This window comes from Olleya sp. 1-3 (assembly GCF_002836085.1).
Taxonomy (GTDB): Bacteria; Bacteroidota; Bacteroidia; order Flavobacteriales; family Flavobacteriaceae; genus Olleya; species Olleya namhaensis.
This window is the reverse complement of record NZ_PJBW01000005.1, coordinates 211,313-235,334: the sequence shown is the minus strand read 5'-3', so window position 1 is coordinate 235,334 and position 24,022 is coordinate 211,313. Positions and strand designations below refer to the sequence as shown.

The following is a 24,022-nucleotide window of genomic DNA, read 5'->3' as shown; positions in this document are numbered from 1 at the left end:
TCTGTAATTTTCAAACACTAAATTTTTTTGGGAGGAGGCAAAAAAAACAGCAACTCTAATATTCTATTTGAGATCGTCAAGAGACTATTCTATAATCCTGCTTTGGCAGGATTTTTTTTTAAATTAAAATTGAAAGAATGATTAACAGCCTTTTTTATGTAATTGTAGTCTAATTATTAGCTAAAAAAGAGGTCCCTTTTTGAATATATATTATTTTTTTTCAATCTAAAAAGTCCAAAACTATAATTGTACCGTATATACTTATAAATGACACAATATTTTTATAGAATATAGTTGATTAATAGCATACATCACACTGATGTCATTAAAAATAATTATTTCTTGTAAGCGAACAGAAGTAATTGGTTAGTTTAGTTAGGAGCTAAAATCCCACTTCTTTTTAGAAGTGGGATTTAGTTTTTTATAACCTTTTGTTCGTTAATAGCACGTGCGTCTTGTATTGTTGTGGTAGTCATGATTGGGTATTAGCGTTTTAAACAAAAAAAACCTGTTTAAAACATTATAATGTGTTAAACAGGTTAGTGTAATAAGTTAAATATTAAGAATATAAACCTTTTATTTTTTTCAATTTAGTAGTCCATAACACTAGATCGTCTTTATGTCTTGTAATGTTTTTATGCACATCTTTAACTAAAGGATTGTCCGATTTTACGTTAGAGAAAAACTGTAAGTTGTTTTCTAATTGAATGATTTCAGCTTTAATTTCATCAACTTTTTTCTGAATATAAAAACGCTCATTATCCAATGCTCTAGAGTCATCTCCTGAAGCTAATTGGTCTAATTTGTTTTCAAATTTAATTAATTCAGTTTCTGTTTTATTAAGATCTAAAGATTTAAATAGTCCATCTAAAGTTTCATTAAAATCACTTTCAATTTGACGCTTGTTACGCGGTACACGTCCTATGGTTTTCCAGCTATTAATTTGTTCTTTAATAGACGCTAAATCAGTTTTTTGCTCTCCAGATAATTCTAGACTTTTAACAGCAGCTAAAAGCGTTTCTTTTTGTGTATAAGCTTCTTCTTCCTCAACACTTGCTGCGTTACGTTGTTCTTTTATACGGTCAAAGTAATGGTTACAAGCACTTTTAAACTGTTTCCATATTTTGTCACTGTCTTTTCTTGGTACATGTCCAATACGTTTCCAGTCACCTTGTATTTTTTTCATTAATTGCGTCGTCGCTTGAAAGTCATCACTTTCTTTATTGTCTTCTGCAATTTTAACTAAGGCTTGCTTTTTCTCTAAATTATCGTATTGGTCTTTCTTTAGCGTTTTATAGAATTCGTTTTTCTGTCTATTAAAATTTCTAACAGCTTCTTTAAAACTAGCCCAAGTTGCTTCGTTAACTTTTACAGGAACTTTACCTGCTTTGAAAAACTCTTCTCTTAGTGCTTCAATTTCTTTGATTTTGTTTTGCCACCCACCATGATTGCTAATTTTCTCGTTAGCTTTTTCATTAATTAGGGTAATAATAGCGTGCTTATTTAGTAAGTTTTGCTCGTATATAGTATCAAGGTTTTTAAAGTAATCTTGACGCTTAGCATTTATTTTTTTTGTAGCTTCTTTAAAACGATCCCAAATTGCTTCTCTATGTTCTCTAGATACAGGGCCTAATTCTTCCTTCCAAATTTTATGTAAATTTTGAAGTTCTCTAAATGCTCTGTTTGTGTTTTCGTCGTTTGCTAAAGCTTCTGCTTGCTCAATTATTTTAGTTTTTAATTCTAAATTACGTGCAAAATCTTTGTCTCTTAAATCTCTATCTAAATGTAGTAAGTCATAAAAACGTTCTACATTAAAATGGTAGCTATTCCAAGCATTATTATATTTGTCACGAGGAATAGGTCCTGCAACTTTCCATTGGTCTTGAAGTTCTTTAAATTTTTTGTATTTAGTATTCATAGAGTCTTCAGCATCTTCTGTTAATGCCTTAATACCATCTATGATTTCTAATCTGTTTGTAAGGTTTTGTTTGTGGTTTTGCTCTATATTTTTATAGTGACCATTTAAACGTTGTTTATAATCTTTATAACTGTCTTTAAAACTGCGTTGTAAAGTAGATTGGAAACTAAAGTCAATGATGTTACCACCTGTGCTTAAAAACTCTTCCTTTTTCTCGTTAAGCAATTCTTGAAACTGCTTATCAAATTCTGTTTTTATAGCATCAACATGTTTTTTGATGGCTTGTACTTTTTCATTTTGTACTAAACGTTCAATCTCAATAACCAATTGTTCTAGGTTAAGCGACTCGTAATCTTTATCCTCAATGTTATGACGATCAACATTACCTTCATCCTCAGCATCCTCTGCATTAGAGTCGTCAATTTCATTCAACACTTCATCGTTATCTTCTGTTACAGAAGTTACTTCTTGAGGCGTTTCTGGTTGCACGTTTTCGTTAATTTCTTCCGTTCCATCTGCATTTTGCAGGTTATCTAGCTCTGACATTTTATAAATGTTTTAGTTTGTTTAATGTGTATTTAGCTTTTAAAGATAGTAACAACTTCAAAAACTACCAATATTTTAGGTGTTTACTCGTCAATTAAAGGTCTTTATTCCAGATTTTCCATGATTTTTCAGCCTGAAACACTAACATGTCATAACCATTTAGTGTTTTTGCACCTTTTTGCTTGCCTTCTTTTAAGAAAACAGTTTCCGATGGGTTATATATTAAATCGAATAAAATATGCGTGTCTTGGATTCCGTTATACGGAATTTTAGGTGCGTCTGTAATATCTGGAAATGTGCCTACAGGCGAACAATTAATTATAATCTGATGGTCACTTATTATTTGTTCTGAAAGCGCGTCATAGGTGTAACTTGCTTTTTTTGAAGCTTGGCGAGATACAAAATGAAAGTCAATGTTCAATTCTTTTAAAACAAAAGCAATCGCTTTACTTGCGCCTCCTGTTCCTAATATCAAGGCTTTTTTATGTTGTTTTTTTAAGTGTGGTTTTATCGCTTTTTTAAACCCGTAGATATCTGTATTGTATCCTTTTAAATTTCCTTTTTTGGTGAATTTAATGGTGTTTATAGCGCCTATTTTTTTTGCTTTTTTATCTAATTTATCAAGAAAAGGAATAATACTTTCTTTATACGGTATGGTAACATTTAAGCCAGCTAAGGCTTTTGTTTTTAATACCTTTTTGTCAAAATCCTCAATAGTTTGAATATCGAAATTTTTGTAATTAGCATCTGTTATGTTCTGATCTTTAAATTTGTTTGCGAAATAATTTTCTGAAAACGAATAAGAAATATCCTTACCAATTAACCCGAAATTACGCTTGTTGTTGTCTTGTTTTTTGTCCATAAAGTTCTAATGCTAATACGATTGCTATTCCTAATAAAATATAAAAAATGGCTAAATACGTTTGGGTATTAAGTGGCGGTAAAAACCGCTCGTAGTTTTCTATGATTTTTTGACCTCTAGAGTCAAGTAATAAACTACCATTGTCGTTTAGTTTATATAGTGTATGTTTAAAAGGCCAAACAACACCTAGGGATCCTACAATAAATCCAATTATTGATGCTATTGTAACACTTTTATAATGTTTTAAAATATAATTTAGCGCGTGAGAAAATGTTACTAATCCAACCACAGACCCTATTGTAAATACGGTTAATACTTTTAGCATTCTTAAGCGCTCTAGGTTAGCAGTAAAGCTAAAATCACCAATAAGTATTTCTGAAAATGTGTCAAATAAAGCATTTACGGAATCTACTAGTAATAACACATAGTTACCTAAAAGTATTAAGATAAACGAGCCTGAAAACCCAGGTAATGTCATACCTGAGACACTAATAATACCACAGAAAAACACAAATATAAGGTTGTCGTTTTCTGTTGCTGGATCTAAAAAGCTAATTCCTAAACCTAGGGTAGTACCTATTAATAATGCTATAATGGTGGTTGTTTTCCAATCTTTAAAGTCTTTGCTTATATAATAAATAGAACCAATTATCATCCCAAAAAACACACTCCATACATACAATTGGTAATGCGTAATTAAATAGTCTAAAAGTTTTGAGATGCTAAAAAAACTAACAATCATTCCTAAAAACAATAGACTTAAAAAACGACCATTGATATAGGTGTAAAAGGATTTAAACCGACCTTTAATTAGTAGTTTAAGAGCTGTACTGTTTACTTTTTGTAGAGAATATATAAATTCCTCATAGAATCCAGCAACAAATGCGACAACACCTCCAGATACGCCAGGAACCTTATTGGCAGCGCCCATGCCTAATCCTTTTAAGATTAAGAATAGTTTATCTTTAAATGTACGCGTGTTTTCCATTTATTTAGACTTGTGACCTACTTTTTCTAGAATAAAAATAGTTAAAAATCCTGCAATCATTAAAGCAATGGCTACTGCTATTTGTGGATTAGCTAAATAGTTATTTAGCTCACTGTAGTGTAGAGGATTTACACTTTGTTCTGCTATCGTTTTGTAGGTTTCAAAATCGTTTGTAGTTTTTTGGAAAAAGGAAAGCGTGCCAAAATCTGTAATTGTATTTAATGGTACAATGTCTCCGGTTTTATCAATCATTACGGAAACTGTTTTTTTCCAAGGCCACACCTTGTTTAAAGACCCTAATATAAAACCTGTCAGTATAGCTAAGGTTGTGTTGTGGTAGTTTTTAAATAACCATTTTAAAACATGACTAAAACTTAATAATCCAACGACAGCACCTGTACCAAATAAGGCTATTTTTTTAATATCAAAATCATGAAAAGCATTACTTAATGTTTTGTAAGCTCCTAAAATTAATAAGATAAAACTACCTGAAATACCAGGAAGAATCATAGCGCAAATGGCTATGGCACCAGCGACAAATAAAAAGTATGGATTATTACTGCTAGCTAAAGATGGAAGACTGGTAATATAAAACGCAGCCAAAGCTCCAACAATTAAAGCTATTACTGTACTAATGGACCATTTGTTAATTTGCTTACCAATAAATAAAATACTAGCTATAATTAAACCAAAAAAGAAAGACCAAATTAAAACAGGGTGTTGCTCTAGTAAATATTTAGCTAATCGCATAAACGATACAAAACTGATAATAATACCAGTTAAAAGCGCAACAATAAAATTACCGTTTAGTTGCTTCCAAAACGCTGAAAGACCTTCTGTTTTTAGGGTTTTAAATAATGTTAAGTTAACACCGCTTATAGTAGCTATTAGCTCTTCGTATATTCCAGAAATAAAAGCAATTGTACCACCTGAAACACCAGGGACAGCATCAGCTGCTCCCATAGCTACACCTTTTAAGGATATTAAAAGGTAATCTTTTAAACGTCTTTGCATAGTTTAATTTTTGTTAGTAATCAAAGGTATACAAAATTCGTTTTAAGTGTAAATTATTGTAACTTTTTTAATGCCTTCTTAAAGGTTGTAGATTCGTAAACCAATGGAAATAATTCTTCCACAATAAACAGATTTTCTGCATTAAAATCTAATGCGTTTTTTAAATGATAACTTCCTTTTTCTGTTTCTAACATACCATAATAAATACCTACTAATCTAAACTCGATATCAGCTTCTTCTGGATAAAATTCGGCAGCTTGAATTAAATTTAAACACGCTGCATCAGTTTCTCCTAATTTGATTAATATGTCACTTCTTTCTAACCAAGAAGATAATTCATAATTACCAAGTTCTATAGCACGTTTGTAACCACGTTCTGCTTCTTCTAAGAAGTTTAATCTGTGGTTTATTTGTGCATATAGTTTCCAGTACACTGCATTTTCTTCGTTAATATTTATCGCTTTATTAATGTAATATAAAGCTTTTTGGTAATTTTTTTGCTTGTTGTAAAATTTAGTGATTGCAATCCAACCTTTGTCTAATAATGGGTCTTCTTTTACAGTTTTATAAAAGTATTGTTTGGCTAAGTCAAATTGACCTAGTTTTTCATGACAACATCCTAATCTTAATAATGCAAAAGCGGTTGGGTCATCTAACTCTAACGTCAAAGCGTAATTTTCAATAGCTTCGTTATAACGTTTAAGTTTTTCTAATACTTTACCTTTTTCTAGATAAGCCCCAACAAATCTGTCGTCAGAGATAATCGCAAAATCATAAGCACTAAGCGCTTTTTTGTATTCTTTTAGTGTGTAAAATTGTTTTCCTAACTGGTGCCATCCTACTTCAGAATAAGGACTCCCATTTAAATAATCATTTAAAAAATGGATGGCTTCTTGATTTTCATTTAAAAAATCAAAGCAATACATTACATTGTATAGTGACGAGTAATCTTCATTATCCTCAGCTAAACAACTCATGAAACTTTGTTTTGCTTGTTCGAAATTATCTAAAAACAAATATTCCATTCCAATTAAAGAATGTAATTCTGATGTTTCTTCAGACAAATCTAAAGCTGTAGTCAATATTTTTATGGCATCTTCATGCTTATCATCCTTAGATAATATATTGGCTTTTTGAATATAAATTTCTTCGTTAGAAGGTTCTAAAATATATAGCGCATCAAGTAATTGATTGGCTTCTTTTAGTTTGTTTTCAAATACAAATATTTCTACTTGAAACAATTTTAAATTAGTGGATGAGGGATGTTGTTGCAAACCTAATTTAATAGCTTTTTTGGCTAAAGACACCTTACCTTGATTAAGGTAATGGTGTATTATGTTCTCAAATTCATCCGAATCAAAAAACAACACATGGTTTGTTTTTAACATGGATTCGAACTTTTTAAGCGATATTTTATTTGGTTCTTCTTGACTAAACTCCATAGGCACTGTTTAGGTGTTTCTAGTGTATTAAATGTAATGTTCTATTAGCCTCATAATGACAAAAACTGTTTTTGTTTTTAACAAAGTAATCAACAATTACAAGGTTTTAAGCGTTTTTGGGTGATTTGTAGTGACTTAGACTTTATTTAGTGTCACTTATTTTGTTTAATAAGTCAATAATAATGCCACAACCTTTAATTATTTCTTCGTTACTAATAGTTAGGGGAGGTGTAATTCTAATTGCTTTAGGCTCAAATAACAGCCAAAATAAAATTAACCCTTGATTTTGAGATTCTAGTATAACCTGATTGGTAACTTCTGCTGATGTGGTTATGGCTGCCAACATTAATCCACGTCCTCTAATCTCTGTTATTAGTGGGTGTTTTAAGTGCTTTTTTATTAATTGTTCTTTTTTTAAGGCTTCTGCCATTAAGTCACTAGTGACAACTTCTTGTAAGGTTGCTAGTGCAGACGCTGCAATTAATGGATTACCTCCAAACGTTGTAATGTGACCAAGTTTAGGGCTGTCTTGTAAGAGGTCCATATGTGCTTTTGACGCTGTAAATGCACCAATTGGTAAACCGCCACCAAGTCCTTTTCCTGTCACGACTATATCAGGAATGACATTGTAGTTTTGGAAACCAAAAAGTTTACCGGTACGTCCAATACCTGGTTGTATTTCGTCTAAAATTAATAAAGCACCTACAGCTTCGCATTTAGCCTTTAATTTGGCTAAGTAATTTACTTTAGGTTCTATAAATCCTGCGCCTCCTTGTATCGTTTCTACTATTACTGCTGCGGTTTTTGAAGTAATATGTTTAAAATGTGGTTCGTAATTAAAAGTAATATGACTAATGTCGGGCAGTAAAGGTCTAAATGGCGCTTTGCGTTCTTCAAAATCCATTAAACTTAGAGACCCCATAGTGTTTCCATGGTACGCATTATGTGCTGCTATAATTTGGCTACGTCCCGTAACACGACGTGCTAATTTTAAGGCACCTTCAATTGCTTCTGTTCCAGAATTTACTAAGTAGGTAGACTCTAAAGGATCGGGTAGGTGCGTGGCTATAAATTTGCAAAGTTCTACAGCTGGTTGTTGTGCATACTCGCCATAAACCATAACGTGTAAATATTTGTCAGCTTGGTTTTTTATGGCATTTACCACTTTTGGGTGACTGTGACCTAAAGTACAAGCAGACACGCCAGCAACAAAATCTAAATAAGATTTGTTATTAGTGTCAAAGATATAGCTGCCTTTAGCGTGAGATATTTCTAAAGCTAATGGGTATGGAGAGGTTTGTGCTTGGTATTTTAAAAACCCTGCTTTCATAAATTATTCTTTTTCCGTTACTGTTGCTTTTGCTGGTTTTGTAACAGCTTTCACATCTTTTTTTAGAAATTTTTTCGGAACAGTTCTAGAGGCTTTTGGTGCTTCTTCTTTTTTGTTAAGTTGTTTTTTGTCAGCTTCCGCATCTGCTTTGCTTATTCTGCCAAGCAATGCTTCTCCAAAAAATTCTTCGTCAGCTTTATAAGGTTCTAAACCTTTGATAATAGGAAGTACAAGTGGCGGGTCATCTTTAAATAAATCTTCAACAGATGTTGGACGCTCATCATCGCGCCAATCGAAGCCTCTTAATTTTCTTGCATTTTCGGGTAAATCGTCTTCTGTGTGCGTCTTAGCTTCAGGGTCAAATTCTCTTCTAAACTCGACCACTTCTTTATCTTCAATATAGATGACAATATTTGCGGATTTTGCTTTATCAATCCCTATTAATTCACCGTTATCATTACGTGTGTAATTAATAGATTCGGCATTTTTAAGAATATGGACCTCGTTAATATCATTATTATCATTAAATAATGCAATAAGTCGTTTACCGGAAATCTGATTATAAGCGTTTTCGCTAATGGTATCTTTACTAATTGTAAAGGCATTATTAAAGACGATTAATGAATCTAATTTTTCTGAAACAGGATTTGATTTTAAATGAATGGTGTCTCCAGTCATTTGATTGTCAACATTCCAAAGTATAGGTTTTCTTGCAGCAGAAAAGGCGTCTCCTTTATTAAGCCTAGCTAGGTTAATTAACTGCGTTAAGCCCGTTTTTTGATCCGCATGTATTGAATCTGCTTTGGCGCTAATATCTTTCTTGAATATTTTAGCATTATAATAACCTCTTGTAATACGGTGTTGCGGTTTTCCTGTAATCATTAACGTGTCCGCATGCATGTAAATACTATCTTTTTCTTGAATGGTAATAGCTAGTGCACGTTTGGTAATGTAAACCGAATCTTTTGCACGATATACTTCTGCATAGTGGCCTTTAATTAGACTACTATTTACAGTATCAGTTACTGTAATATTATTGCTTGCAGACGCAAAATTACGCTTTCGATCAAAAAAGATACTATCACCTTTAACGACACGATTATCGTAATCTATTCTGGACTTTCTAACAAAATAACCGGTGTCATTTGTAGTGTCATAAAAACCACGTTCGCTATAAATTTTACTACTATCGCCAACTATAGTTGATGGTCCATACATGTATGCGTGACCATTGTCTGAATAGTAATCTAATGTTTTTGTATTTAGTTCGTATTGTGGGTTGACTAGTTTTACACTGTCTACAAAACGGTATTTTTTTTCGTTCATGTAATAGCGACCAATACGACTTGTAATAGTACCAGAAGAATCTCTAACTACTTTTCCTCCAGATTTATAATAGGATTCTTGACTAGCTCTATTAAAATATAAAGTGTCCGATGTAATAGTGGATTGTGGATCTGTAAGTACCACGTCACCACTAGCAAAAGCTAATTGTGTTTTACCAGAATATTCTACATATTTAGAGGTCAGATTAATGGTGTCCCCTTGTTTCATGTTAACATTACCGTAGGCTTCAATAAAATCTTCCTTTCCATAAAAAATGGCTTTGTCACAAAACATGTCAATACCGTCATGGTAAATATGTACTTGACCTTGATCACTTCTAGTCAAGATGCTAGCTCCTGGAAAGTTTTCTTCATCAATATCACCAAAAGCACCAGAGTCTTTAATCTCAATATGTTTTTGTTGCGCCATTCCTAATTGCATAACAAATGCAAGGAATAAAAAGTATGTGTATTTATTAAATTTCAAGATGTAATTGTTTGACACAAAAATAACGATTTAATAGACTTGTAATTGTGTATTAGTAATAATTTAAGATGAAAAAACCTGCTATTAAATTGAATAGCAGGTTTGTAATTTAAACTTTGATTTTATATTACATAAAAATAGTCTGTTTTCTGTCTGGTCCAACAGAAACTATTTTAATAGGAATTTCTAATTCTTCCTCTAAGAAACTAATGTAATCATTAAGTTCTTTTGGTAATTGAGACGCTTCACTCATTTCAGTTAAGTCTTCGCTCCAACCTTTAAAGTCAGTATAAACAGGTTCTACATTTTCCGGTTCTATGTTAAACGGTAAATGTGTAATTGTTTCGCCTTTATATTTATAAGCTGTTGCTACTTTTAAAGTATCAAAACCAGAAAGTACATCACTTTTCATCATCATTAATTGCGTCACACCATTAACGCGACATGTGTATTTTAAGGCTACTAAATCTAACCAACCACAACGTCTTGCGCGACCTGTTACAGCTCCAAATTCTTGACCGATTCTAGCCATTTCTTCACCATCCTTATCAAATAATTCTGTTGGGAATGGTCCAGAACCTACACGTGTTGTATATGCTTTAAAAATACCAAAGACTTCTTTGATTTGGTTAGGTGCAATACCTAAACCTGTACAAGCACCTGCTGCTGTTGTGTTACTTGATGTTACAAATGGATACGTACCAAAGTCAATATCTAAAAGCGATCCTTGAGCACCTTCAGCTAAGATGGTTTTACCCTCTCTAAGTGATTGGTGTAAATACGCTTCACTATCAATAAATTGTAATTCTTTAAGTTTTTCAATAGATTCAAAAAACTCTACTTCCATTTCTTCTAGATCGTATTGTACGTCTACATTATAGAAAGCAATCATTGCTTCGTGCTTGTTAGCTAAAGCTCTGTATTTTTCTTTCCAGCTATCCATTTCTAGATCACCAACTCTAATCCCATTTCTACCAGTTTTGTCCATGTAAGTTGGACCAATACCTTTTAAAGTAGAACCAATTTTGGCTTTTCCTTTAGAGGCTTCACTAGCTGCATCTAATAAACGATGCGTTGGTAAGATTAAATGTGCTTTTCTTGAAACAATTAGCTTTGCTTTATAATCAATATCAAATTGGTCTAAACCTTCTAATTCTTTAATAAAAACCACTGGATCGACAACGACACCGTTTCCAATAACATTCATTGCGTCTTTATGAAAAATTCCTGAAGGTATAGTACGTAGTACGTGTTTTATTCCGTCAAATTTCAATGTGTGTCCTGCATTTGGACCACCTTGAAAACGTGCTATAATGTTGTATTTAGAGGTTAATACATCGACAATTTTTCCTTTGCCTTCATCTCCCCATTGTAAACCAAGTAGTAAATCTACTGCCATTTTTAGTTAGTTGTATTGTTATTATTTTTTTTTCGATTTCCGTAAAAGTATAATGAGTGTTTAGAGATTTCGATATCAAAGACTTCTTCAATTGTTTTTTTAATTGCCTGAATTCTTGGATCACAAAATTCTATAACCTCTCCTGTGTCTTGAAGTATAACATGGTCATGTTGTTTATCAAAATACGATTTTTCGTAGTGTGCTTGGTTTTTACCAAATTGGTGTTTTCTAACCAAACCGCAATCTAAGAGTAGCTCTATGGTGTTATATAACGTCGCACGACTAACACGATACTTTTTGTTTTTCATATTATCATACAAAGACTCTATATCAAAATGTTCTGTGTTTGAATAGATTTCTTGAAGTATAGCGTAACGTTCTGGCGTTTTCCTATGACCATTGTCTTCTAAAAAAGAAGTGAAGACGTTTTTTACAATCTCTTGATTTTTTATATCTGTTTTTCCGCTCATAAATACCCAACAAATTTACATCTTTTTTTGAGGTTGTACTCATAAAAAGTATAATTTGACAAATGTGTTATTAGACACTTATTAACAACTTAGCGTTAAACGCGAATAACTTTGTCAATACCATTAATTTTTTTAAGGTTATCTGTTAACTTTTTAAGCATGGATTTATTGTGAACTTTGACATTTATCTTGCCTTTAAAAACACCATCATCACTCTGAAAGCTTATACTATTCATGTTAACATGCATGTTTGAGGATATTACTTTAGTAATTTCATTTACTAATCCTAAGTTGTCAATACCTGATAATATGATTTGTGCAGCAAACTCTTGTTGAGAAGAGTCTATCCAACGTGCTTGAATAATACGATACGCGTAATTAGATTGTAAACTAAGCGCATTTGGACAGTTTTTTTTATGCACTTTAATACCATCATTTATTGTAATAAAACCAAAAACAGAGTCGCCAGGGATTGGATTACAACAATTGGCTAATTTATAATCTAACTTTTCTTCCTCTTTACCAAAGACTAATAAATCATACTTATTAGTAATTTCTTCTTTATGTATATCGTCTGGATTGGTACCCGGTTTTCTGTTAATTTTACTTTTTAGAAAGCTGACTAAAGCATTACTTCTAGACGCAGCATACTCCTTAAGCATAGTGTTATCAATACTTCCAGTACCAATACGGTAAAATAAGTCTAAACTAGTTTTTAAATTAAAATGGCTAACCATTTCGTTAACAGACTTTTCGTTAAGGGTAATTTTAAGTTGTTTTAATTTTCGTCTTAAAATCTCTTTACCATCTTCGGCAATTATTTTAGTGTCTTCTTTTAATAACGACTTTATTTTTCCTCTAGCTCTAGCAGTAGTCGCGTAGTCTAACCAGTTTGGGTTAGGTTTTGCACTTTCTGAAGTAATAATGTCTACTTGATCGCCACTATTTAAAACGTGACTTAATGGTACTAATTTTCCGTTTACTTTAGCACCTCTAGTTTTTTTACCAACTTCAGTATGTATACTAAAAGCAAAATCTAAAGGCGTAGCTCCTTTTGGCAACGACTTTAATTCCCCTTTAGGGGTAAAAACAAAAATTTCTTTAGAATATAAATTCAGTTTAAACTGTTCTACAAAATCTACAGCATTAGTAGAGGCGTGCTCTAACGCTTCCTGTAGACGGTTAATCCACATGTCTAGATTATCCTCTTTGTCATCAGCATTTTTGTATTTGTAATGTGCAGCGTATCCTTTTTCTGCAATTTCGTTCATGCGCTCACTACGGACTTGTACTTCTACCCAGCGTCCTTTGGGTCCCATTACGGTAATGTGAAGTGCTTCGTAACCTGTTGTTTTTGGTGACGATATCCAGTCACGTAATCGGGTAGGATTGGGTCTGAAATGATCGGTAACTATGGAGTATATTTTCCAAGCCAAAAACTTCTCGTTGTCTCTGTCACTTTTGTATATAATCCTTACCGCAAACTTGTCGTAAACCTCGTCAAAAGTCACACCTTGTTTGTCCATTTTTCTTTTAATAGAGAAAATGGATTTTGGACGTCCTTTGATGGTGTAGTTTAAGCCTTCTTTATCTAATGATTTTTTAATAACATCATTAAACTCCTCAATATAAGCGTCTTGCTGTTCTTTGCTTTCTTTGATATTGTGTAAAATATCATTGTAAATCTCAGGTTCTGTATATTTTAAACCTAAGTCTTCTAGTTCTGTTTTGATATTATATAACCCAATTCTATGTGCTAAAGGCGCATAAATATATAAAGTTTCTGATGCTATTTTTTCTTGCTTGTCTGGACGCATACTGTCCATAGTTTGCATGTTGTGCAAACGGTCTGCTATTTTTATAATAATAACTCTGACGTCATCATTTAAAGTTAATAGCATTTTTCTGAAGTTCTCAGCTTGTAAAGAGACATCCATGTCTTTCTCTTTACTTAAAGATGATATTTTTGTTAGTCCATCAACAATTTTGGCAACAGTTTCTCCAAATAAATCTTCGATGTCTTTGACAGAATAATTTTCGTTATCCTCTACAACATCATGTAAAAGTGCGGCAGCAATAGACGTTGCATCTAAACCAATTTGTTCTGCTACAATTTTGGCAACAGCAATGGGATGAAAAATATAAGCTTCGCCACTTTTTCTGCGTTGATGGCTATGGGCCTCAACAGCAACATCAAAAGCTTTTCTGATTAGTTTTTTGTCATCCGTAGATAAGGTGCGATAACTAACTTTTAAAAGCTGTTTATACGCATTTGCAATGTCTGCATTTTCTTTTTCAATATCAATTTCTGTCATAGACTGTTCTCCTTCATTTAAAATAGAATGAATACTAAAAATACTATAAAATTATGAATAGACCACATCCTTTACTCTAATTTTAATTGAAACTGAATAAGGTGCTTTTTTATTCGTTAAAACGAAATTATAAGACTTATTGCTCTTTATAAACTTCCATTTTTAAGCCCATTCCATAATTGTTTAAACCTGCGTTTAATAGGTTAGAATTATTTACATTTTTCTTATCAAAAAGAATCCACTGTCCATTGTTATGAAACACACGTTTTATAAATGTTGTTTTGGCAGCAATTTGGTCTGTAAATGGTAATAAAGGTCTAAACGTGGTGGATACTTTAACAATACCACGTCGTGTTTTTACTTCTTTATATTTTTTATTGGGTAGTAACTTTCCGTTTTTATCCGTAAAACCAAGGACTTGGATGGATACATAAATACCGTCTTTTGGCACAAAAATGTCAAATCCAGAAACATCAAATTCAAATATAGGTTTGGTGTCTTCTGTGGCAATAAAAATTACTTTTTCATAGGTTAAAACCTCTCCAGGTAATCCCTTGTCGTTTTTATAGAATTGTACTCTAAATAAGGTCGAAAAGGGACGTTTGGCTTGTTTGTTTTTACCACGTTTGTCCCAATCTTTAGTTTCCGTTTTTATAGGAAGCAGTATTTTTGTTAAGTGCTTTGGTTTGGTGTCGTTATTTGGAAAAAATACAGCAATTTCACTCTCTATTGTTGGCAACCAACATTTGTAATAATCGTTATGATCTGTAGGTTTTAACGTTACTTCTTTAAACTTTCCGGTAGGTCTAGCAATAACTATAACTTCGTCTAGTAAGTCTGCTTTAGATTCTAAAAATAGTGTGTCTTTTAAGGTCGCTGTTGCTAACTTTAAATCTTTGTAGCCTAAGGCCGAAATAAATAGGGAGTCAATATCTGAATATAGTTTTTTTGTAAAATGAAATTTACCCTCGTCATCTGCAAACAAACCGTTTCCGTTTCCAAATGAAATAGTAGCAAAAGAGACCGGTTGGTTAGTTGTAGATAGTAGTGTTTTGTTTTGTGCTTGGCTTAAAGCCGAAATAAAAGCAAGACAAATTAGAAGTAGGTGTTTTTTTGACATGGTCTAATTTAAAGATTATACTTAAATGATTCAATAATTATTCCAATAATTTGGAAATTAAAAAGCCTTCTAGAAATAGAAGGCTTTTTTAATTTATTTGAGTATTGTATTATTAGTTTCTTGTGAGAACCTGAAACGAGTTCAGGTTGACGGGTGCGGTCTTATAATTCAAAGTTTATCATGAGAACCTAAAACCAATTCAGGTTGACGACTTGTATATCTTAATTTTATTAATGAACGTCATTCCGAATTTATTTCGGAATCTCATTATCTTGGATTGTTGAGTTTTAAGTGAGAACCTGAAACGAGTTCAGGTTGACGACTTGTATGTCTTAATTTTATTAATGAACGTCATTCTGAATTTATTTCGGAATCTCATTATTTTTGGGTGTTGTTTTTTATGTGAGAACCTGAAACTAGTTCAGGTTGACGACAGTAGTCTTATAATTTAAAGTTTATCATGAGAACCTAAAACCAATTCAGGTTGACGAAAACTTATTTAGACGCTTCAATCCATTGGTCAATTTTAGTTTCTAGAAGTGCTAATGGTACACAACCTGGTTCTAATACTTGATTATGAAACTGTGCAATATCAAAACGATCACCTAAGGCTTTTTCTGCTTTAGCACGTAATTCTATGATTTTTAATTGCCCAATCTTATACGATAATGCTTGTCCTGGATTTGCCATATAACGTTCGATTTCCGAAATAATACTAGCTTCACTTTCTGCTTCATGGTCTAATGAGTATTTGATAGCTTGTTCTCTTGTCCAACCTTTAGTATGCATTCCTGTATCCACGACTAAACGGATGGCACGGTGCATTTCCATACCTAACATTCCAAAATATTGGTATGGATCAGTGTATAATCCTAGCTCTTTCCCTAAAGACTCGCAGTATAATGCCCAACCTTCTCCATAAGCACTATACCATAGTGTTTTTCTGAATTTTGGTAACTCGGTATCTTCTTGTTGTAAGGAGATTTGATAATGGTGTCCCGGAATAGCTTCGTGTAAAAATAAGGCTTCGTCACTAAAGACGTTATATTTTGTAGCATCAGGAATTGGTGTGTAAAAAATACCAGGTCGTGTTCCGTCTAAAGACCCTGGGTTATATTCTGCACTAGCAGACGCTTCTCTAAATTTTTCAGTTTGCCTAACTTCAAAAGCTGTTTTAGGTTTAACATCAAATAGCTTAGCAATTTGCGGTTTCATGGTTTCATGTATCGCATTAAAGTTATCGATAATTTGCTTTGGCGTGTTGTATGGCGTTAAGTCTTTGTTGTTTCTAACAAAATCAAAAAACGAAATAATATCTCCTTTATACTCAACTTGTGTCTTTACTTTTTCCATTTCGGCAAGAATACGCTTCACTTCACTTAGACCTAAATTATGTATTTGGTCTGCAGTCATTGTAGTTGTTGTGTATAACTTGATTTGATGCTCGTAATACGCTTTCCCGTTTGGTGTATCGTCAATCCCACTAGTTGTTCTACCAGCTGCCATGTAATCGTCTTTCATAAAATTGTAAAGCGATGTGTAAGCAGGAATAACTTTGTTTGACACCATATCAGCATAAGCTGTTGTCAAACGTGTTTTGTCTTGGTCAGAAAAACTGTCTGGTAAATTTTTAATCGGCGTATAAAATAGATGATCCTCTAATTTAGTTTCTGCAATTGTTTTTAATTGTGGGACAACCTTAGCAATTAATGCTTTTGGTAAAACATGTTTGTTGTCAATACCGGCTTTCATTTTTGTTTCAGCAGAAGCTACCCATTCTAAATACTGGTCTACACGTTGCAACCAATTGTCGTAATCTTCGACTGTATTAAAAGGTTGAGAACTTGCGCCACTTGCCAAAGTACCAACCGTTAGTTGTTTGGTCCACATTTGGTTTATTGGGGTGTAGTTTTCATTAAAATCAAAACGTTCTAAATTAATATCGCAATCCCATATTAAAATGTCACGACTTAATTGTTGTTTGGCGTTAAGTTGTGAGTTGCTATAAGATTCCGCTTTAGCTTTAAAATCCGAATAGTATGCTTTTTCCTTTTTAGAAAAGGCGTCCGTTAGCGTATTTGGTAAGCTATTGTTATAGCGATTATCTCCAGCGGATGTCGCGCTTAATGGGTTTAATTTTAAGCCTTCTTCATAAAAATCGTTTAGCATTGTACTAAAAGCCTCGTTTTTCACTAAAGTTTCAGTAGGTGTGTTGTCTTCTGTAGTTTTATCATTTTTACATGCTGTAAATAATGTAATAACTAAAAGTAGGGTGAAGTAATGTTTCATTTTATTTATGGATTAAATTTTCAATGGTATCTAAAAAATCAACTTTATTATCGATATATAAAGCAATCGCTTTAAATTGCTTTTCTGAACCATAAAGACTAATTAATAGCTCAGGTGTTTTAAGTTTGATTAGTATGTTATGTGGTTCTAAACTACCTAGTGGTGATAGTTTTTTTATTTCGGATTGGTTTTCAATCTCTTTGCTGTAATATACTATAGTTTCAATTGTATTTAATTTGATATTTGATTCTGCTAAAATACCATACTTTAAAACTAGTGTATCATCCGTTATCGTAATTGGACGGTAAAGTAAAGATTTTAAAAAACCTAAAATTTGAAAAGCGGAGTATACGCTAAGTATCAAACTAACTAATGCAGCAATCCAGCTCCATTTAGTTAATAGAAAGTGAACAGTAAACATTTCAATCCCAATTATAAGAATTAAAGCGCCGAGCAAGATTGGTGTTCCACTAGTTTTATGGTGGGTAAATTGGTTTGGTTTTAGTATTGTTTTATTCCATTTAAATAAAACATAATAAAAAACAGCAATTTCCATTGTCAATAAATTAGCAAGAAATTTAGGTAATAGTTGTTTTGTAGATAGTTTTAATGCATCAAAAAAATCAAGACTGTCTTGCTTTGTTTTTTTGAAGACTTTGATCAGCTTTCTGACTTTAATAATAACAAAAGTGGCAACTAGAAATTCGACTATTGGAAGAATCCAAGTTTTAATTACGTTTAATAAACCTTGATGTTGATAAGGAATTACATAAGATGCAATGACTATTCCAATAATAAAAATTGGAATAGTCGTAGTTTTTGGAACATTGCTTTTTCTTATTAGCAGAAAATAAATAATTGGAATAATTAGAGCAAAATCTATTGTAATTGCTGATGTTAAAGCTGATGAAGTATTTGAAATTAATACTTTTTTTGCTAAAATAAACAGTCCAAACATTAAAAATAAAGTAGTAGCTATGGCTAAATAAGGTTTTTTTAAACTGAAAATTGTTTGATTCATCCTCTTTAGATTTAGTTCACTTTATTAGTCTGTTTTAAAGGTGTTATGTTACATTAATACCAACGCTTTTTCTTCTTTTTAGACGCTTCACTTTTACGTCCTTTTTTATGCTTACTACCAGATTTAGCAGATTTGTGTATGATTGGTTTTGCTTTTGGATCTAAAGGATAAGGATGGTCGTCCATAACATCTAACTGTAAATGAATCAGTTTTTGAATATCTATTAAATAGCTTTTCTCGTCGGCACTACAAAGTGAGTATGCCATACCTGATTGACCTGCACGAGCCGTACGACCAATTCTATGGACATATGTTTCTGGTATATTTGGTAAATCAAAGTTAAAAACAGCATCTAAATGATCAATATCAATACCACGTGCTGCAACATCTGTTGCAATTAAGATATTAATTTCTTTTTTCTTGAAGCGTTTTAAGGCGTCTTGTCTTGCTGTTTGACTTTTATCACCATGGATACTATCCGCTAAATAGCCATTTTTAAGTAAGGTTTTTTCTAATTTATCCACACCATATTTGGTACGTCTAAAAATTATAATGTTTCCTTTTATGGTATTGCGTAGCAGGTGTAATGCTAATTCTATTTTGTCCTTTTTAGGTGTAAAATAAAGTAATTGATTAACATTTTTTGAAGTAGAACTGTTTTGCGCCACTTCAATACGTTGTGGCTCCGTTAAAATGGTACTCGCTAATTGCTCTACTTTATAAGGTATTGTTGCAGAGAATAATAACGTTTGTTTTGTTTTAGGACAAAGACGTTCAATCTTTTTAACATCGTCAATAAAGCCCATGTCAAGCATTAAATCTGCTTCATCTAGTACTAATGTTTGCACATAATCTAGATTAATTTCGTCTTGTTTATGTAAATCTAATAGACGTCCTGGTGTTGCAATTAAAATATCAATACCATTACGTAAAAGTTCTTTTTGTGGCTCTATAGCAGCACCACCAAAAATAACATCACTTTCTAGTTTTGTGTGTGTTGCGTAAGCTTCAAAGTTTTCTGCAATTTGTATCGCTAATTCTCTAGTTGGACTTACAATTAAAGCTTTAATTTTTTTTCCTTTTTTTGGACCCTCTTGCTTATCATACAATAACTGTAAAATAGGTAATGCAAAAGCTGCGGTTTTTCCTGTACCAGTTTGTGCAGAAACAATCACATCTTTTCCGTTTAGTACTAACGGAATTGTTTTTTCCTGTACTAATGTTGGGTTATCGTATCCTTTTTCCGCAATAGCGCGCAAAATAGGTCTGTTAAGTTGTAAGTCTTTAAATGACATGAATTAGAATTTGCTACAAAGGTAGTTTTTTCCAAGCATTTAATGTGGTTTAATATTTTTAGAATAGCCTTGCTGTTTTTACTCTGTAATTACGCTAATAGTGTATGTGGCAACGATGTCGTTTTTGATTTTTAAATGGACATCATAAACACCACTAGTTTCAAATTTGTAATTAAAGGATACTAATCCATTATCGTTTTTAAGGTTGGTTATTTTATAAGGAATAGTTTTAAAACCAGAATATTTAATTAGTGATATGTCTTTAGTGTCTAAGCTGTTTAAAGATTTAAAACGAATTTCTAAAGTGTCGTCTTTTTTTATGGTTGTGTTTAAGTCACTAGGACCAATCGGAATGATTTTATGTGTAAATGTATCTCCATAAACTATTGGAGAAGCACTATAGTCAGAGGTTATTAACGTGTCGTTTAATAACCATTTTTTATCCAACGGATAATGGTTTTTAGCAAATAGAGTAGGGTCTGTCAAAAAATAACCTAAGTTGTAGTCTTTGATAAATACATCGTTTACAAAATAGCCACTAGACCAAGTCGCATCACATAAATACCACTTGTTATTTAGTTTTACGGCATTCCAAGAGTGATTTGCTAAGTCTAAAGATTCCACATTTGTGGTTGTAGAGCGTCCAAAGCCATTAACCATTTTACAGTCTAAATTGGCTAAAAAGCAAAGCTCCTTTATTAGGTAAGCATAACCTGTGCACATGGTTTTTTTATGCTTTAGTAATTTTTTGAATGCTGTTTTTTGATACTCATTATTCCATTTTAAATAGGCTAGACTATCGTTTTTAAAACGTTTACGTTGTTTGCTAACTTTATTATCTTGATTAAGATCACCTTTTATATTAGTACAAACCCAAGTGTAAATTGCTCTAAATTTTTCAGCATCATTATCTAATTTGTAAGTCAAATTATACGCAAGTAATGGTAAGTTTTTTAAACTTGCGTTTGCATTTAGTTTAGCAATATTATCAGCTCTAGTAAAATCGATAGTTTTAAAATCCGAAACTTGCGCAATAGTTAATTTAACTATGAAAAAGAAAATTAGGGTCAGTCTGTTTTTCATATAAATAGAATTAGTCTTTTTTAGAAGAATACACTTCTTTAACTGCAACTTTACCCATCAGAATATAAGAATCGTCGTTTAAACTTACATTTAATACCATGTTTGTAGTTGCGCTAGTATTTTGAACAGTTACTTTTTTAGACTTGTAACCCACATAACTAAAGATTAAAACATCACCTCTTTTTACTTTTTGAGGAAACACAAAATTACCATCAAAATCAGATACGCATCCAAAAGCAGTACCTTGTAAAACTACATTTACAGCTGGAAGAGGTAAACCGTTTCCGTCTGTTATATTACCCGTAATGGACAAATTTTGTGTTTGGTTAATCTTGTTATTTGTTGACGTGTTTTTGGTTATTTGGTCTTGGGCTTTTACTGTCGAAAATGAAAATAGAGCGAAACAAGCCAAACCAATAGCACTGATAAAGCTAAACTTGCTTTTCGTAGGTTTTACCGGATACGATTTTAATTGTGTGCTTTTAAATCGACCACAAGTATTTTGAGTGTCTTTTTTATTGAAAAAGGTTGCAATTTGATCGGCATTCATTGTAGTAAAGTCAATCACTTCTTTTGTACAAGAATCACAAAAACCACCTTTTGGAGTTGGTGAAAATTGATTGAAGTTTTCCGAGCAAGGCGTCGTAATGTCTAAGTTGATTTGATTTTGCATGAGATATAGATTTAAATGTTATTATACATCAAACCTATATAAATAAGGGGTGGATTAAAACCGATAGTGAGTAAACGGTACTTTTGAATGAGTCAGTGCAACGTTTACCTTAGTTTGTTATTTAAAGAATATTGAAATACACTGCAATTACTAACTAAAAACCGACTTATACTTTACTGTCGTTTTAGTTAAATTAGCTGATAATGATTTTAACCACAGTAATTGATTGTTAATTAAATGGGCTTCCTGGAGGTTTAGTAATGTATTGTCGTCAATTATTGTTTGCCCGGCTTCAATATCACTGTCCCGTTTTAAAGATAAATTATCATAGCGTTTTTGTAGTTTTTTATGCGCTTGATATATTTTGTTTTCTTCGAAAACAAGAACTGTTTTAGTACTTTCTAATTGCGAAGCAGAATGTAGTAACGTTCCTGTAATCCCTTCGATAATAGTATCAAATTCTTCTGAAGCTGGTGTTGTACTATGATTTAAAATATAACGTCCAATCGAAGCTATTGCAGATAATATGGTGTGGTTTAGTGTGACCATCTCATATATTAAAGCAGATTCTTTTTGTTTAGATTTTGGATCTTGTGTTAACCTTTGGAACGCTGCATTTAGATTACTCATCGCTAAAAAAGCCTCTTTTCTGGATACTTTATAAGCTAATGTGTTTTCTTCCTTGTCGTGGTATAGCTTTTTGGTGGCTTTTAAATAATTACTATTAGAGGTAATTACAGTGGCTAATACCGTGTCTAGGTTTTTGTATTCCCAACTCGGGAACAATAGGTAGTTTGCTATTACTGCTATTATGGCGCCAATTACGGTATCAATAACACGATACTGCACTACAGTAATAGCATCAGGATCTATAAGTGCGTAAACAAATACAATGTGCAAGGTTATAAAAGCAGCACCTACTTTATAGCTTTGTTGTATTAATGAAAAAGCAAAGGTTAACGAGACAATCGCTAAGACTAAATAGACCGTTGTGTTTTTGGTAATTAAAATAATTGTTGTGGCAATTATAGCACCAATTATGGTTCCGATGATTCTGTTTTTAGAACGCGCTTTGGTTAACCCATAATTGGGACGCATGATTACAATTATGGTCAGAATAATCCAATACGCATTTTTTAAATCTAATATACTTCCCAAAAGAAAACCAAACACAATGGCACTTGCTAATCGTAAAGCGTGCCTAAGCATTGGCGATTTTAAACTAAAATGCTGTACTAATATATTTAGTCTGTAATCTTGAGAGGTTAAAAACTGTTTAGATTCTTGTGGTTTTAAAGATGCTTTAGCATTGTTTTTTACTTTAGTTAAAACACGTCTGATAGCTTTTACTTCTTGTAATAATTGCTTTTGATAGTCTTGAAGGTTGCGCATGGTAATTGCACCTTCTCTAGCTTTTGGTAAAGTAACTTCAGTAACGTAATCCTGAATTGCAGTCTCTGTGTCTGCAGCTATTTTATTTATTAATTCAATATCAGGAAGATTGCCTTTTTTTATGAATAATTCAGACAATTTAATAAGGTGATTTCCTAGCTCTTTATTCAGTTTTTTAAAGGTATTTAAATGCTGTTTTTCTAAACCAAATAGGGTGTCAATTTTGGTGTAATCTAAAGTGTTTGCTAAGGCTAACTCAAAAATATCAATTAAGGATATAAAGATTAAAAGTCTTCTCTCATTAGAAAAAGAACGTCCTGAACGTTTTCTACCCTCTAAAAGTAGCTCTCTTAAGGTTTCGTGTTTTTCGCTTATTTGGGTTTGAAGGACTAGTGCTTTTTTAGCATACTTCTCACGCTTATTAGGCTTGGTTAATAGCTTGGCTCTTATTTTTAAATATTCGCCAGTAAGCGATAATGTATCTGATAATAATTGGTCATCGTCTTTTCTTGGAAAAACCCAATTTGATAATAAAGACACTACTAAATACCATAATCCACCAACACCAATTAAGCCGACGTGTAAAATAATAGATTGAAAATCGGGCTTACTAACCGCTAAGCCCAACACAATAGCTAGTAATCCTGAAAATGATATTAAAGAAGCTCTGAAACCATAAGCAGAAATCAAACTAACCGCAAAACTTAAAACAGCAATAGCAATTAGTAGAATAATAAAAACAGGTTTGGTTAACAGGATTATAAACGTTACCAACATGGTTAGTATAATACTAATTAAGATACCGTTTATTTTACGTCTTAAGCTTCCTGGGACATCACTTGGTGCGTTTAAAAATGTCCCTAGAGCAATGGCGGGCGCATAAGCAAACAAGTCTATTAAATTAAAAACAGCTAATGGTAAAACAATAGCAACGGTTAAGACTACACCTCTATAAAAGCCTGAACCTTTAAGAAATAACTCGATGGTTTTTAAATGATTTTTAATCTTATTTCGCATTAAAACAAAGGTAGCTTTTAATGCCTTTCGGTGAAA

Annotated in this window: 17 protein-coding genes; all 17 read right to left on the bottom strand. The window is 32.3% G+C overall.

Annotated features, from left to right (window positions below; genetic code table 11):
* Positions 1-559: 559 nt before the first annotated feature.
* Positions 560-2,464, bottom strand: a complete 1,905-nt coding sequence (locus CXF54_RS07415; RefSeq protein ID WP_101203059.1) for a DUF349 domain-containing protein — start codon at positions 2,462-2,464, stop codon at positions 560-562.
* A gap of 94 nt (positions 2,465-2,558) precedes the next feature.
* Positions 2,559-3,326, bottom strand: a complete 768-nt coding sequence (locus CXF54_RS07410) for a shikimate dehydrogenase family protein (RefSeq protein WP_101203058.1) — start codon at positions 3,324-3,326, stop codon at positions 2,559-2,561.
* On the bottom strand, positions 3,295-4,314 hold the full coding sequence (locus tag CXF54_RS07405) for a DUF368 domain-containing protein (RefSeq protein WP_101203057.1): 1,020 nt from the start codon (positions 4,312-4,314) through the stop codon (positions 3,295-3,297). The genes CXF54_RS07410 and CXF54_RS07405 overlap by 32 nt, the downstream gene beginning before the upstream one ends.
* Complete coding sequence (locus tag CXF54_RS07400) at positions 4,315-5,328, bottom strand: DUF368 domain-containing protein (RefSeq protein ID WP_101203056.1); 1,014 nt, start codon at positions 5,326-5,328, stop codon at positions 4,315-4,317. It lies immediately after the preceding gene.
* A 53-nt stretch (positions 5,329-5,381) separates the two neighbouring features.
* Positions 5,382-6,770: a tetratricopeptide repeat protein gene (locus CXF54_RS07395; protein ID WP_101203055.1), complete on the bottom strand. Its 1,389-nt coding sequence runs from the start codon at positions 6,768-6,770 to the stop codon at positions 5,382-5,384.
* 142 nt (positions 6,771-6,912) lie between these two features.
* On the bottom strand, positions 6,913-8,100 hold the full coding sequence (locus CXF54_RS07390) for an aspartate aminotransferase family protein (protein WP_101203054.1): 1,188 nt from the start codon (positions 8,098-8,100) through the stop codon (positions 6,913-6,915).
* 3 nt (positions 8,101-8,103) lie between these two features.
* Complete coding sequence (locus tag CXF54_RS07385; protein ID WP_232782589.1) at positions 8,104-9,912, bottom strand: OstA-like protein; 1,809 nt, start codon at positions 9,910-9,912, stop codon at positions 8,104-8,106.
* A 127-nt stretch (positions 9,913-10,039) separates the two neighbouring features.
* Entirely contained in the window at positions 10,040-11,311 is a 1,272-nt protein-coding gene (locus tag CXF54_RS07380) for an adenylosuccinate synthase (protein WP_101203052.1), read from the bottom strand.
* A gap of 2 nt (positions 11,312-11,313) precedes the next feature.
* Positions 11,314-11,781: a Fur family transcriptional regulator gene (locus tag CXF54_RS07375; protein WP_090839114.1), complete on the bottom strand. Its 468-nt coding sequence runs from the start codon at positions 11,779-11,781 to the stop codon at positions 11,314-11,316.
* 95 nt (positions 11,782-11,876) lie between these two features.
* Positions 11,877-14,096, bottom strand: coding sequence for a RelA/SpoT family protein (locus tag CXF54_RS07370; protein WP_090839116.1), 2,220 nt, complete (start codon positions 14,094-14,096; stop codon positions 11,877-11,879).
* Between the two features lie 136 nt (positions 14,097-14,232).
* Positions 14,233-15,216 (bottom strand): hypothetical protein, encoded by a 984-nt coding sequence (locus CXF54_RS07365; protein ID WP_101203051.1) that lies wholly within the window; start codon positions 15,214-15,216, stop codon positions 14,233-14,235.
* A 495-nt stretch (positions 15,217-15,711) separates the two neighbouring features.
* Positions 15,712-17,505, bottom strand: coding sequence for a DUF885 domain-containing protein (locus CXF54_RS07360; protein ID WP_101203050.1), 1,794 nt, complete (start codon positions 17,503-17,505; stop codon positions 15,712-15,714).
* A gap of 1 nt (position 17,506) precedes the next feature.
* Positions 17,507-18,526, bottom strand: coding sequence for a hypothetical protein (locus CXF54_RS07355; protein ID WP_101203049.1), 1,020 nt, complete (start codon positions 18,524-18,526; stop codon positions 17,507-17,509).
* A gap of 53 nt (positions 18,527-18,579) precedes the next feature.
* On the bottom strand, positions 18,580-19,821 hold the full coding sequence (locus tag CXF54_RS07350) for a DEAD/DEAH box helicase (RefSeq protein WP_101203048.1): 1,242 nt from the start codon (positions 19,819-19,821) through the stop codon (positions 18,580-18,582).
* Between the two features lie 78 nt (positions 19,822-19,899).
* Entirely contained in the window at positions 19,900-20,904 is a 1,005-nt protein-coding gene (locus CXF54_RS07345; RefSeq protein ID WP_101203047.1) for a transglutaminase domain-containing protein, read from the bottom strand.
* A 10-nt stretch (positions 20,905-20,914) separates the two neighbouring features.
* Complete coding sequence (locus tag CXF54_RS07340; protein WP_101203046.1) at positions 20,915-21,577, bottom strand: carboxypeptidase-like regulatory domain-containing protein; 663 nt, start codon at positions 21,575-21,577, stop codon at positions 20,915-20,917.
* 150 nt (positions 21,578-21,727) lie between these two features.
* A complete protein-coding gene (locus tag CXF54_RS07335) occupies positions 21,728-23,986 on the bottom strand; it encodes an FUSC family protein (RefSeq protein ID WP_101203045.1) in 2,259 nt (752 codons plus the stop codon).
* Positions 23,987-24,022: the final 36 nt, after the last annotated feature.